The sequence below is a fragment of the Mucilaginibacter sp. R-33 genome (assembly GCF_049949235.1).
Classification (GTDB): Bacteria; Bacteroidota; Bacteroidia; order Sphingobacteriales; family Sphingobacteriaceae; genus Mucilaginibacter.
This window is the reverse complement of record NZ_CP188089.1, coordinates 1814284-1827225: the sequence shown is the minus strand read 5'-3', so window position 1 is coordinate 1827225 and position 12942 is coordinate 1814284. Positions and strand designations below refer to the sequence as shown.

Annotated in this window: 12 protein-coding genes; 3 read left to right on the top strand and 9 right to left on the bottom strand. The window is 43.3% G+C overall.

All coding sequences use genetic code 11. The features are described from left to right. Positions 1–8: 8 nt before the first annotated feature. Together ACP26M_RS07705 and corA are read left to right on the top strand one after the other, a co-directional pair. Positions 9–620, top strand: a complete 612-nt coding sequence (locus ACP26M_RS07705) for a WbqC family protein (protein WP_426587659.1) — start codon at positions 9–11, stop codon at positions 618–620. After that, positions 621–1745, top strand: a complete 1125-nt coding sequence (gene corA / locus ACP26M_RS07700) for a magnesium/cobalt transporter CorA (RefSeq protein ID WP_090525713.1) — start codon at positions 621–623, stop codon at positions 1743–1745. A 93-nt stretch (positions 1746–1838) separates the two neighbouring features. On the opposite strand, the gene ACP26M_RS07695 is transcribed toward corA, so the two are convergent. Further along, on the bottom strand, positions 1839–2108 hold the full coding sequence (locus ACP26M_RS07695) for a DUF3820 family protein (protein ID WP_426587656.1): 270 nt from the start codon (positions 2106–2108) through the stop codon (positions 1839–1841). A 37-nt stretch (positions 2109–2145) separates the two neighbouring features. Then, a complete protein-coding gene (locus ACP26M_RS07690) occupies positions 2146–3081 on the bottom strand; it encodes an MBL fold metallo-hydrolase (protein ID WP_426587654.1) in 936 nt (311 codons plus the stop codon). Between the two features lie 164 nt (positions 3082–3245). On the opposite strand from ACP26M_RS07690, the gene ACP26M_RS07685 reads away from it, so the two are divergent. Then, positions 3246–3485: a hypothetical protein gene (locus ACP26M_RS07685; RefSeq protein WP_354482889.1), complete on the top strand. Its 240-nt coding sequence runs from the start codon at positions 3246–3248 to the stop codon at positions 3483–3485. A 51-nt stretch (positions 3486–3536) separates the two neighbouring features. Here the strand turns inward: ACP26M_RS07685 and ACP26M_RS07680 are convergent, their stop codons facing one another. The 7 genes from ACP26M_RS07680 to ACP26M_RS07650 form a co-directional block, all read right to left on the bottom strand. After that, positions 3537–4847: an MFS transporter gene (locus ACP26M_RS07680; protein WP_354482892.1), complete on the bottom strand. Its 1311-nt coding sequence runs from the start codon at positions 4845–4847 to the stop codon at positions 3537–3539. Between the two features lie 19 nt (positions 4848–4866). Continuing rightward, positions 4867–5529: a bifunctional 4-hydroxy-2-oxoglutarate aldolase/2-dehydro-3-deoxy-phosphogluconate aldolase gene (locus ACP26M_RS07675; protein ID WP_188831946.1), complete on the bottom strand. Its 663-nt coding sequence runs from the start codon at positions 5527–5529 to the stop codon at positions 4867–4869. After that, a complete protein-coding gene (locus ACP26M_RS07670) occupies positions 5529–6557 on the bottom strand; it encodes a PfkB family carbohydrate kinase (RefSeq protein ID WP_426587649.1) in 1029 nt (342 codons plus the stop codon). The genes ACP26M_RS07675 and ACP26M_RS07670 overlap by 1 nt, the downstream gene beginning before the upstream one ends. Then, a complete protein-coding gene (gene uxaC, locus ACP26M_RS07665) occupies positions 6558–7958 on the bottom strand; it encodes a glucuronate isomerase (RefSeq protein ID WP_426587647.1) in 1401 nt (466 codons plus the stop codon). Positions 7959–8168: 210 nt separating this feature from the next. Continuing rightward, the gene (locus ACP26M_RS07660) at positions 8169–9875 is read right to left on the bottom strand and encodes a sodium/sugar symporter (protein WP_426587645.1); all 1707 of its coding nucleotides are present in this window, start codon (positions 9873–9875) and stop codon (positions 8169–8171) included. A 48-nt stretch (positions 9876–9923) separates the two neighbouring features. Further along, positions 9924–11249, bottom strand: a complete 1326-nt coding sequence (gene xylA / locus ACP26M_RS07655) for a xylose isomerase (RefSeq protein WP_426587643.1) — start codon at positions 11247–11249, stop codon at positions 9924–9926. Between the two features lie 111 nt (positions 11250–11360). Continuing rightward, positions 11361–12836 (bottom strand): xylulokinase, encoded by a 1476-nt coding sequence (locus ACP26M_RS07650; protein WP_426587641.1) that lies wholly within the window; start codon positions 12834–12836, stop codon positions 11361–11363. Between the last annotated feature and the right edge of the window lie 106 nt (positions 12837–12942).

Sequence of the window (12942 nt, the reverse complement as noted above, 5' to 3'; positions counted from 1 at the left end):
TAAAATATATGATTGAAAAAGGCGCTGTGTTACCCATGTTTTATCTTCCGCCGGTAGATTATTTTGTACAATTAAATACGTATAAGCCTGATATACTGATAGAAAAAGAAGAACATTTCCCCAAACAAACTTATCGCAACCGGGCTAATATCTACTCGCCCGATGGTGTGCTGGCATTGGTGGTTCCGGTAATAAAAGGTTCAAAAAATCACACTAAAGTTAAAGATGTAAAAATCAGCTACGATTTTATGTGGCAGCGCCTGCACTGGCAAAGCTTGCAGGCCTGTTATCGCCGTTCGGCTTATTTTGAGTTTTATGAAGATGACTTTGCACCTTTTTATGAAAAACAAATTACCTACTTGTTTGATTATAATGAGGAGCTTTTGAACCTGCTGCTTAAGCTCGCCAAAATAAAAACAGAATTAAATTACACGGATGAATATCAGCCCGAATATCCTAACCTGCATGATTTTCGGTTTTCTATCCATCCAAAAAAGGAAAGTGAAATACAGCAGAAACCGTATTTCCAGGTATTTGAAGACCGCAAGGGCTTTATGAAAAACCTGAGTATCATTGACCTGCTGTTTAACCAGGGCCCGCAAACCATAAACTATTTGTAGATGAATGGCAACTTTAAACGCCTGCGCCTTAAAAAACACAAACAAGCAGGAAATGTAGGCGACAGACCAGGTACTATCAGGGTAGCCGAGGATGCACTGAAACCCATTATATCAGTTTACTCATACAATAAAGATGAGTTGGTAACTTGCGAGGGCAAGGATATCAAAACAGCATTAAAACAGCTAAATAAATGTGATAATCATACCCATTGGATCAAGATTAATGGGTTGGGCGATGCCTCGCTGATTGAGCAAATTGGTGAACATTGCAATATCAATTCTCTGGTTTTGGAGGATATTGCCAACACCCACCAGCGCCCCAAATTTGATGAGTACGAGGATTATGCCTTTTGTACCAGCCGTATTGTTCATTTTAATAAGGATAATGAGATCATCAACTGCCAGTTTTCGGCTATCATAAAAGATAATATCATCATTAGCTTTGAGGAGGACCACACCGAGCGCTTTGATGCCGTAAAAGCCCGTTTAAAAGCCGGAAAGGGCGCTATCCGTACCGCGGGCCCCGGATATATGTGTTATGCGCTTACTGACACTATAATTGATACCTACTTTGTGCTGCTTGCCGAAATTGGCGATCATTTGGATGCCCTTGAAGATAAGCTTTATCTCAGCGCCGATAAAACCATCATGTTTAATGCCCAGCAATTAAAACGTACGCTCATTGTTGTACGCCGCGCCAGCTGGCCCGAGCGGGATAAGATCAATGACATGATCCGGTCTGAAAGTCCGTTGATAACGCCGGAAGTTAAATTGTTTTTACGCGACGCCTATGATCATTGCATCCAGGCCATGGACCTCATTGAAAACTATAAAGAGGTAACGTCAAGTATCATCGACCTGTACCTATCCATGGTAAGTAACCGCATGAACGAGATCATGAAGGTGCTTACTATCATTTCTGTGATCTTTATCCCGCTTACTTTTATAGCCGGTATATATGGGATGAATTTTTCCCGGCAGGATGATAAAGGCCATCTTCTGCCGGATAACATGCCGGAGCTATATTGGCACCATGGTTACATTTATGCTATCGTGTTTATGTTTTTGATAGCCATAATACAGGTGTTTGTATTTTGGAAGAAAGGCTGGTTTAACAGGTTGTAGCCCCCCCCGGCCCCCTAAAGGGGAGTTATTGGCATAAAAAAGAAGCGTTACGAGTACTGCTTCTTTTTTTAATGAGATGGGTAAGAAACCTGATCAGAATCCTCCCCCTTTAGGGGGTCGGGGGGCTTGGGCTTGAACTTGTTTCTTCACCATATACAGGATCTCGCCCAGCCCATTTGTTTTGATCTCAAATGTGGTTGCAAGTAACATCCCCATTTTATCTTTACTAAAACCCTTGCCTGCCATCCATTCCAGGTATGATACCGGGATATCAGCTATAATGGTGCCTTTATATTTACCGTAAGGCATTTTAGTTTGTACAATATCGATGAGAATTTTTGGATCTGGTTTTAAATTTTCCACGCGGTAAAGGTAAGCACAAAGCGATGGGATTCTGCTCCTATTCCTGCAATCCTTTTATAATAAAAAACGTTGCGAGTGCAGCTGCGATGCCAACTGTTGCTTTTAAGATACTGCTGCTTACATAAGGCGGAATATAGGTTACGCCCATTTCATCGGCGACAGCGGGATGCCCTACATAGCGGCCTTTTGCAGGTATTGCAATCTGCTCAAAGTTATCGGCCAGTTCATGCAATTGATCATGCAGCTCACGGCCGCGCATTATCGGGCCATGGCCTGTCGCTACTGTGCGTGGTTCAAGCGCGGCAAGCCTGCGTACGGATTGGGCAGCAGCTTCCCAGTCGGTAGTGAAATACCTCGGCGGTCCGGTTAACTTTTTAAGCGAACTAAATGAATATAAAGCTGATTCGGCCTTAGTAGTTGAAAAGGCATCCCCGGCCACAAGGGTCGAATTTATTGGCAAAAACAGCGAAATATGGCCCGGCGTATGCCCGGGTGTGTGGATCACTTTCCATTCGGGCAATTCGGGGATCCCTTCCTCCATATCAATTGCCTTTACTTTGGAGCCCAGGTTTATGGGTGCCGTAGGGAAAAACACAGATAACAAGCTCATCATCCCGTCAGTCAGCGTTGGATCGGCGGGCGGATATGACGAAAGGCCGGTTAAATACGGTAATTCAAGCGAGTGGGCATAAACCGGTACATTCCAGATTTCCAAAAGCTCTGCCAGGCCTCCTGCATGGTCAGCATGCCCATGTGTAAGCACAATAGCCGCAGGTCTGGTTCCCGGTCCAAAAAGCTCCTCGGCCATAGCAATGATTTTCTTGGCCGAACCTTTTAATCCCGTATCCACCAAAACCCAGCCTTTGGCAGCGCCGGGACGGTTAGCGATCATGTAAACGTTAACAAATAATAGTTTAGTTCCCCATACCCTTTGCGATACCTGGAAATATTTTGTACTGAGCCTTCTGTTCATGGTTTATAATTATTAACAAAACGTAACTCGTGTATTAAAAGTTTTAGCAGCCTTAAATTTAAACACAATTTTATCAGTCTAAAAAATATGACATGATCGCCAGCCCAAGACTGATGCAAACAGAAATTGCCCGAATTATGTTAGCTTAATAAATTATAAAAACTATGGAACAACAATTTGATGCCACACTTACGGGGACTGACAGCATTATCGAAGGCACAGCGCAACAGGTAATCAATCGCGGGTACGCAAACGCCTATGAGTTTAAATCAATAGATGAAACACTGCATTTGGTAATAGCCAAAGATGAAGACGGCGAATGGATCAGGATTGATGGTACAGAGCCTTACCTTTCAAGCTGGATTGATGAACTGGCCGAACAGGCCGTAAGTCACTCTTTATAAAAAATAAAGCCGGATCATTTGACCCGGCTTTATTTTTTATATTTCATATGGTTAATCCAATTCAATTGGTTTCATTTTGGGCACCAGGAAATGCATAATGAGCCAGGCCAAAATGTAAGCGCTTCCGCAAACAAAAAACATAATATAATAAGCTATCTCAATTTTACCGATTGACCGGTAATACACAAAGAGGTTTTTTTGCACGGCAAGCGACAGGAACACCCCACCGATAGAGCCGAACATGCCACCTAAGCCCGTTACCGAACCAATAGTACGTTTTGGGAACATATCCGAAACTGTGGTGAATATATTAGCGCTCCATGCCTGGTGCGCCGAAGCTGCTATACCAATTACGATAACGGCAAGCCACATATTAACACCGCCCAAAATTTGGGCAAATATGATAGGTATTACTGCCAGTGCATAAATAAACATGGATGTTTTACGGGCTTTAAACACCGGCCATTTATTTTTAATCAGGTTCATGGGCAGCCAACCGCCGCCAACGCTGCCAAAGGTAGACATGGTATAAACCAACGCAACAGGAATGGCTATTTCTGTGCCTTTTAAATGATACTGGCTTTCCAAAAAGTCGGGGAGCCAGAACAGATAAAACCACCATATAGGGTCGGTAAGGAATTTGCCTACAACAAAGGCCCAGGTTTGCTTAAACGAAAGCAGCTTGCCCCATGATATTTTCTTTTGCTCAACTGGCTGCAAAGCTTCAGTTTGACTGTCATGATCACTGTTGATGTAATCAAGCTCGGCTTTTGATACCTTACTATGTTTTGAAGGTGCACGATAATTAACCTGCCAAAGCACCAGCCATATAAAACCAATAGAACCTGTGATAATAAATGCCCAGCGCCATCCCCAGGCAGCTGCGATAAACGGAACCGTTAAAGGTGCAACTATAGCACCTATATTTGCACCCGAGTTAAAGATCCCCGTAGCAAATGCACGTTCTTTTTTCGGAAACCACTCGGCAACGGTTTTAATGGCTGCAGGAAAATTTCCAGCTTCACTAAGACCCAACGCAGAACGCACCACACCGAAACCAAAGGTGCCGCCAACAAAAGCGTGGCACACAGCCGAAATACTCCACAACAGTGTTGAAAGGAAATAGCCGAGTTTGGTGCCTATCTTATCGATGATCCGTCCGGCGGCCAGCAAACCTATTGAATAAGCTATTTTAAAAGCTATCTCAATGTTTGCATAATCACCATCATTCCATTTAAACTCTTTGGTAAGGTCTGATTTAAGCAAACTGATTACTGCCCGGTCAAGGTAATTAACGGTTGTTGCGAAAAATACCAGCGAGCAGATCACCCAGCGGTAGTTTCCAACTTTTTCTTCTCTCATTATAATTTAGGTTTACAGGCTATTTAATGGTTTGTACTATTTCCAGCAGCTTCAGGGTATCGTTATACAATTTGTCGTACTCCCGGTTTTCCAATACGCTTTTGCTGATGAGCTTGCTGCCCATGCCCACGGCGCATACCCCCGCTTTAAACCAGGTACTGATGCTGTCATGGTTCAAATCAACCCCACCTGTTGGTATGAACAACTGACCGGCAAACAAATCTCTGATTGAGGATACAAACTCCGGTCCCAGTATGTTGGCCGGGAATATTTTTATCAACGCAGCCTCATTTTGTTGAGCTGTATAGATTTCGGTTGGTGTCATACAACCAGGAATCCATAACAGGTTATGCTGCGCCGCCAGTTTGCCAACCTCGGGGTTAACAATTGGCGAAACGATAAAATCAGCTCCAGCAGCAATAAAAGCTTCAGCTTCCTGAAGGCTTTTGATGGTGCCGATACCTAATTCCAGGCCCGGCATTTCGCCGTTTGCAAGGGCTTGTTTTAAAACCTTGAAGTTTTCGAGGGCGGCGGCGCCGCGGTTGGTATATTCAAATACCCTAATGCCAGCTTTATAAAGCGTGCGGGTAATCTGCAGGCTCACTTCCGGGTCTTTGTAAAAGAACAGCGGCAATGTTCCCTGTTTTAATATGGCATCAAGTACTATATCTTTTTTACTCATTATTTCATTGTGTTATAAATTTCATCAACTGTTTTGGTGGTCGCATCGCCTTCAATAAACAGCTTTTCGAATGCGGCTGCCGTTGCAAAGTCCAGCAATTGCTGCGGATCCTGCTTGTTAAAAAAGCCGTAAATAAGCCCAGCCATAAAGCAATCCCCGCTGCCTACCTTATCAACAACAGTTTCGGTAGTGTAGGTAGGCGAATGATAAAAGCGGTTGCCCGTATAAAGCGAAGTGTAATATTCAACGCCTTTGCCTGCATCAAAGCGGAAGGTATTGGCAACAGCCCGGCAGCGCGGATAAGCATCCATAATCCTTTCGGACGAGTAGAGCCCCTCTTTAAGGTAAATGCTCTGCTGACCCGATTCATGGATATCCGGTGTAACGGGAATGCCCAGCATGGTTTCCTCTGCCCAAACATTGCCCATAATGATATCAGCATATTGCACCAGCTTTGGCATAATCTCCGTTGGCTTTTTACCGTACTGCCATAATTTGGGGCGATAATTAAGATCGACAGATATGGTGATATGTTTTTTGCTTGCTGCCTGTAAAACTTCTTCGCAAACATCGGCAGCCTGCTGGCTTAAGGCCGGGCATATCGCACTGAAATGAAACCAACTCACCCCTTCCAGAACAGCATCCCAGTTAACCATGCCCGGTTTCAGATCGGCAAATGCCGAACCGGCACGGTCATATACAATGGCATTGTTCTTTACATCTTTACCACGGGTGAGGTAATAAAGACCTATCCTGTTACCACTATGATGTATTGCTGATGTGTCGATGTTTTTGCTTTCCAGGTAACCGATAATCTGTTCGGATAAGGCATTATCAGGCAAAGCAGTAAAATATTTTATTGGCTGCTCCCAAAGGGCTAAAGCATTGGCTACGTTAAGCTCGGCACCACCCATAAAAAATGGCAGCTTGTTGCTTTTTAACCATTGCCCTTCACCATCGGGGCACATGCGTAACAACAATTCGCCAAATGACAGGATGCTTCCCTTTGTATTTTCTATATTGCTCATTTAAAAATTGAAATAGTTTTTGGCGTTAAAATAGCAAATATCGCTCACGATCTTTCCTGTCCATTCAATATCGTTTGGTAATTCGCCGTTTTCAATGTCATCACCCAACAAGTTACAAAGCAACCTGCGGAAATACTCATGCCTCGGGAACGACATAAAGCTCCTTGAATCGGTAAGCATCCCAACCAAACGGCTCAACAGGCCCATGTTTGATAAAGCGTTTAATTGCTTGATCATGCCATCCTTTTGATCCAAAAACCACCAGGCCGATCCAAACTGCATTTTGCCGGCTACCGAACCGTCATTATAATTGCCCACCATAGTAGCAAACAACTCGTTATCGGCAGGGTTAAGGTTATAAATAATGGTTTTGGCTAACTGGTTAGTGGTATCCAACCTGTTCAGGAATTTGGATAATGCCCTGCCTTGTGCAAAATCGCCTATAGAATCCCAGCCGGTATCAGGCCCTAAATTGGTTAAAGCACGCGCATTGTTATTACGCAATGCACCAAGGTGGAATTGTTGTACCCAGCCTTTTTCATGATCCCAAATGGCAAAGTAATACAACATGGCCGATTTAAATTTCAGGATTTCCAAAGGCAATAACACTTCGCTGTTCCTTATTTTGGTAAAGATGGTAGCTATCTCTGCGTCAGTATAATCTTCGGAATAAATTTGCTCCAGTCCGTGATCTGATAATTTGCAGCCGTTTTCGGCGAAGTAATCGTGTCTTGCTTTTAAGGCCGAAAGATATTCATCAATGTTAGATATGGATACATTTGCCACTGATTCCAGTCGGTCAATGTATTTGTTGAGCCCGGCAATGTCATCGGCGTTCATAGCTTTATCGGGGCGGTAGGCTGGCAATACTTTCACACTGTACCCGTCCTGTTTCAGTTTCTGATGATGGCTAAGGTTATCCAACGGATCATCAGTGGTGCCAACAACTTCTACATTTTTACTTTTTAAAATATTACGGATGCTGAACTCCGGCGATTGCAGTTTTTCGTTGCACTGGGCATATATTTTTTGTGCCGATGCTGGTGAAAGCAATTCATTTATGCCAAAATAACGCTGCAATTCAAGGTGTGTCCAATGGTATAGCGGGTTTCTCAGAGTGTACGGAACCGTAGCGGCCCATTGCATAAACTTTTCCTCGTCGGTTTTATTACCGGTGATATAGGCTTCATTAACACCATTTGCCCGCATAGCGCGCCATTTGTAATGATCGCCATAAAGCCAGATCTGGGTTATGTTTTTAAAATTGATATCATCAGCAATCTGATCTGGCGGCAGGTGGCAATGATAATCAATAATAGGCTGATGGCTGGCGAACTCATGATATAAGCGCTGCGCCGTTTTGGTTTGAAGTAAAAAATCCTGATCTAAAAAATTCTTCATTGGTTATTAACAGATATATACCAGAGTTAACGGTATGGTAGTTTATACTTGTAAGCGGCAAATTACACATCATACGGGCAAGTTGGAAGTAATAAGCCTAAACAATCCACGCAAACGTTTTCGTTAGCAGGTAAAAGTTATCAGTAATTACACAAAAAAGGCGACGAGTGTTAACTCATCGCCTTTTCTTGTCTATTGGTAAAATTTCTGCTACCAGAAAATTGAGTACAATGCTACTACGATACCGGTTACAATTAAGGCACCTGCTAAAAATCCTCTCGAAGTTTTAAACATTGAGCCATCAATCTCAAGGCCGTTTGTAGTAATACCCCTGGCCTGGTCAATTTTTGAAATAATGTACATACCGATAACGCAGAGAATAAATACAAAACCCATACGGTCAAGGAAAGGGATTTCATATAGTTTGGTTACCTTATCATCCTGCAAGGCTAATTTTGAGAAGCCATACGGCGACAGGAAACTCAGATCAATAAACCTTGGGCAAAGTTTAAAGAAGCATGAGAATATGAAACCACCGATAGTTGCAAATAAAGCAGCGTTTGAAGTAGCTTTTTTCCAGAAGAAACCAAGGATGAACATGGCAAAGATACCCGGAGATACGAAGCCTGTATATTCCTGGATGTATTGGAAGCCTTGCTTACCTTCGCCCATTAATGCTTTACCGATAAGCTCTGATAACAGGATACCTAATAACAAAGCAACAAGCACCGAGATTTTACCCAGGTTAACCAGTTTTTTATCGGTAGCTTCAGGGTTGATTGCTTTTTTGTAAATATCTAACGTAAAGATGGTAGCAATACTGTTTGCTTTACCTGCTAATGACGCTACGATAGCAGCCGTTAACGCAGCGAATGAAAGGCCTTTTAAGCCGCTTGGCAATAAGTTTAACAGTGATGGATAGGCTTTGTTAGGATCCAAAACTCCAGATGAACTCGCCATTTCCTGGTGGAACATCCCTTTTTGGTATAACAGGTAAGCAGCAATACCCGGCAACACCACAATAACAGGCATCAGCAACTTAAGGAAAGCTGCAAACAGGATCCCGCCGCGGGCAGTTTTAAGGTTTGCGCCCAAAGCCCTTTGGGTAATATACTGGTTACAGCCCCAATAGTTAAGGTTAGTGATCCACATGCCGCCTATCAGAACAGATAAACCAGGAAGATCCATATAATTTGGATTATCCTTTTTAAAGATCATATGGAAGTGATCCGTAGCTTCGCTATGCAGGATCTTGAAACCATTGAGTAAGCCTGTTGTATTTTCTTTTTCGCTTAACAAAGTAAGTGCAAGGTAAGATGCCATTAAACCACCCAATATCAATACCGCCACCTGGATAACGTCGGTATAGCCGATAACCTTCATACCGCCCAGTGTAATAACCGCCGAGAATATGGCCAGCAGCCAGATACACAGGTGAATATCAAGACCTGAAATACCGCTGACAGCTAATGCACCAAGGTAAAGGATCGACATTAAGTTAACCACAATGTACAGCAACAGCCAAAAGATAGCCATGATCATGGCCACCGTTCCGTTATACCGCTGGTGCAGGAACTGCGGCATGGTAAAAATCTTATTTTTAAGATATACCGGGATAAAGAAAACCGCCACAATGATAAGGGTAATTGCAGCCATCCACTCGTAAGTAGATATGGCTAAGCCCATTTTAAACGCAGACCCACTTGTACCTATAAATTGTTCGGCAGAGATATTTGAGGCGATGAGCGATGCTCCGATAGCCCACCAGGTTAACGACCCTTCGGCCAAAAAATAGTCTTTTGAGGTGGCATCGGCGTTGTGTTTACGCTTATACACCCACCAGCCGTAACTGGCAACAATTATAAAGTAGATAAAGAAAACAGCATAATCGCCATTTGAAAGGGTTTTGAGGTTCATTGTTTTGGTTTGTCTTTGGGTTTAATATGTATGATTGACAATTATAAACTATATATATCGATTTATCAAATTTTCGATGTATTCTTGTTTACCACTTGTCACTTTAGGTTCGCCGTTAGCTATCGCATAGTTACGCAAATCTTCCAAAGAAACCTTACCCTCTTCAAAATCTTTCCCGATGCCGGCATCAAATGAGGCATACCTGTCGGTACGTAATTTTTTATACTCTGATTTTTGTAAAATGTTGTCAGCAGTAACCAAAGCCCTTGCGAAGAGGTCCATACCACCAATGTGAGCATAGAACAAATCAGCCGGATCGGTTGAGTTACGGCGGATCTTGGCATCAAAATTAATACCACCACCCTGGAAACCGCCTGCCTCAAGAATAATCAGCATGCACTCGGTTACTTCATTAATATCGTTAGGGAACTGGTCGGTATCCCAGCCATTTTGCGTGTCACCGCGGTTGGCATCTATCGAACCTAATAAACCCGAATCGGCAGCAACCTGTAGTTCGTGCTGGAAAGTATGACCTGCTAAAGTGGCGTGGTTAACTTCAAGGTTCAGTTTAAAATCGTTGATCAGGTCGTATTTCTGTAAAAAACCTAATACGGTGGCCGCATCATAATCATACTGGTGTTTGGTTGGCTCGCATGGTTTTGGCTCAATAAAGAACGTGCCTTTAAAACCTTGCTTGCGGGCATAATCTTTAGCAGTATGTAAAAACTTAGCCAAATGCTCCTGTTCGCGTTTCATATTGGTATTCAGCAGGCTCATATAACCTTCACGGCCACCCCAGAAAACATAATTTTCGCCGCCTAATGCAATCGTCGCGTCAAGTGCCGCTTTTACCTGCGCACCGGCATGTGCTAACACATGAAAATCAGGGTTGGTTGACGCACCATTCATATAACGTTTGTGGCTGAACAGGTTTGCAGTACCCCAAAGCAGTTTTACACCGCTGGCAGCTTGCTTTTGTTTGGCATAATCAACCAAAGCCTGTAAACGGCGATCATTTTCGGCAACATCATTGCCATAGTCAACCACATCAACATCGTGGAAACAGTAGTAAGGCAGGTTCATTTTGGTAAGGAACTCAAACGCTGCATCCATTTTGTCTTTAGCGCGCTCAACTGCGTCAGCTTTTTCATCCCATGGAAAAACGTGCGTAGCGCCGCCAAACGGATCAGCACCGTTACCGCAGAACGAATGCCAGTAGGCACCTGCAAAACGTAAATGATCTTTCATGGTTTTGCCTGCCACTACCCTGTCCGCGTCATACCAGCGAAACGCCAGTGGATTGTCTGATTCAAGGCCTTCAAACTTTATCTGGCCTATTTCTTTGAAAAATTCTTTTTCGCCTGTTACTATCATTTTAATTATTGAATTAGTGAGTTATTGAATTAGTGATTTTTTTATTGGGCAATTGTTTAATTATTTATTTGGATACAAGGACAACACCTTTCGCCTTTAACCTTTTTCCTTTCACCTCAGTTTCGCCTCTAAAAGCGCTTTCCATTCCTGGTAAACGGGCTCAAACTGGTCGGTTGTTGGTTCAACCAGTTTAATGGCTTTGATATTGCTGAATGCCTCGGCCGGTGATTTGAAGATACCTGCGCCTATACCCGCGCCTAAGGCCGCGCCTACACTGCCGTCGTTATTATAGAGCTCAACAGGAACGCCCGTGGCATTTACAAAAGTTTGGGTAAACAGATCGCTCAGGAAAAGGTTGCTTTTGCCCGCGCGGATCACAGTAGGGTTCATACCATTGCCGCGCATAATGTCAAAGCCATAACGAAACGACGAGGCTATCCCCTCTTGCACAGCCCTGAAAGTATGTGCGGGGGTGTGCAGGTTAAGGTCGATATTTTGAAAATGCGCACCAACCTGCTTATTATTTAACATACGCTCGGCACCATTGCCAAAAGGCAGTACCTGTAAGCCTTCGCTGCCCAAAGGTGCTTTTTCAGCTTCTGCGTTCATTTGGTTATAGGTATAGCCTGTACCGAAGGTGTTTTTTACCCAGCGATACAAACTGCCGGTTCCGTTAATGCAAAGCAGTACACCAAGCCTTTTCTGTTCGGTGGCATAATTAACGTGTGCGAAGGTGTTAATGCGCGATTGTTGATCATAAACCAATTGATCGTTTACTCCATATATAACGCCCGATGTGCCAGCAGTAGCAGCTACTTCGCCGGGATTTAGTACATTTAACGATAAAGCATTATTGGGCTGATCTCCTGATTTATAGGTAACCGGAATGCCTGCCTTTAAATTCAGTTTTTCGGCGACTGATGCCTGCAAACTTCCGTGCGATGAAAATACAGGATTAATAACCGGGAACAGGCTGGTATCAAAACCAAAGTAATTGATGATCTCTTTGGAGATGCCATTGGTTTTGAAATCGAAGAACACACCTTCAGACAATGCCGATACAGATGTGGTGATCTCGCCGGTAAGTTCCATGGCGATATAATCACCAGGCAGCATGATCTTATCAATTTTACTGTAGATCTCCGGTTCATTTTCCTTTACCCAAGCCAGTTTTGAGGCCGTAAAGTTACCCGGCGAATTGAGCAGGTGCGACAGGCAATGTTCTTCTCCTATTATACCAAAGGCTTTATCGCCAATTTCAACGGCGCGACTGTCGCACCATATAATACTATCGCGTAAAACATTTTGATCTTTATCAACCAATACCAGGCCGTGCATTTGGTACGCTATACCTATTGCTGCTATATCTTTTGAATTATAATTGCCTTTAGCATGACAGCGCTCCAATGCTTTTTGTGCCTGCTCCCACCACATAGACGGAGATTGTTCGGCCCAGCCGGGATGCAAGGCTTTAATTGGCGACTCCTGGTCAGGGTATTGTGCCGAAGCGATTGTATTTTGCGTTGCGGCGTCAACAACACTTACTTTTACCGACGAAGTACCTATATCGATCCCTAATAACAGCATAGCCTATTCAGATTTTTGTATGATTTTTTGGTTGTATTTATTAATTGGTAACTTAACGCAACGAAAATAAAGAAATAAATAAAAATTGCAATCGATTGCGTAAAAT

Excerpts from the sequence above, each read along its gene's own strand:
- ACP26M_RS07705 (WP_426587659.1), top strand. The coding sequence starts at position 9 with ATGATTGAAAAAGGCGCTGTGTTACCCATGTTTTATCTTCCGCCGGTA.
- corA (WP_090525713.1), top strand. The coding sequence starts at position 621 with ATGAATGGCAACTTTAAACGCCTGCGCCTTAAAAAACACAAACAAGCA.
- ACP26M_RS07690 (WP_426587654.1), bottom strand. The coding sequence starts at position 3,081 with ATGAACAGAAGGCTCAGTACAAAATATTTCCAGGTATCGCAAAGGGTA.
- ACP26M_RS07685 (WP_354482889.1), top strand. The coding sequence starts at position 3,246 with ATGGAACAACAATTTGATGCCACACTTACGGGGACTGACAGCATTATC.
- ACP26M_RS07680 (WP_354482892.1), bottom strand. The coding sequence starts at position 4,847 with ATGAGAGAAGAAAAAGTTGGAAACTACCGCTGGGTGATCTGCTCGCTG.
- ACP26M_RS07675 (WP_188831946.1), bottom strand. The coding sequence starts at position 5,529 with ATGAGTAAAAAAGATATAGTACTTGATGCCATATTAAAACAGGGAACA.
- ACP26M_RS07670 (WP_426587649.1), bottom strand. The coding sequence starts at position 6,557 with ATGAGCAATATAGAAAATACAAAGGGAAGCATCCTGTCATTTGGCGAA.
- uxaC (WP_426587647.1), bottom strand. The coding sequence starts at position 7,958 with ATGAAGAATTTTTTAGATCAGGATTTTTTACTTCAAACCAAAACGGCG.
- ACP26M_RS07660 (WP_426587645.1), bottom strand. The coding sequence starts at position 9,875 with ATGAACCTCAAAACCCTTTCAAATGGCGATTATGCTGTTTTCTTTATC.
- xylA (WP_426587643.1), bottom strand. The coding sequence starts at position 11,249 with ATGATAGTAACAGGCGAAAAAGAATTTTTCAAAGAAATAGGCCAGATA.
- ACP26M_RS07650 (WP_426587641.1), bottom strand. The coding sequence starts at position 12,836 with ATGCTGTTATTAGGGATCGATATAGGTACTTCGTCGGTAAAAGTAAGT.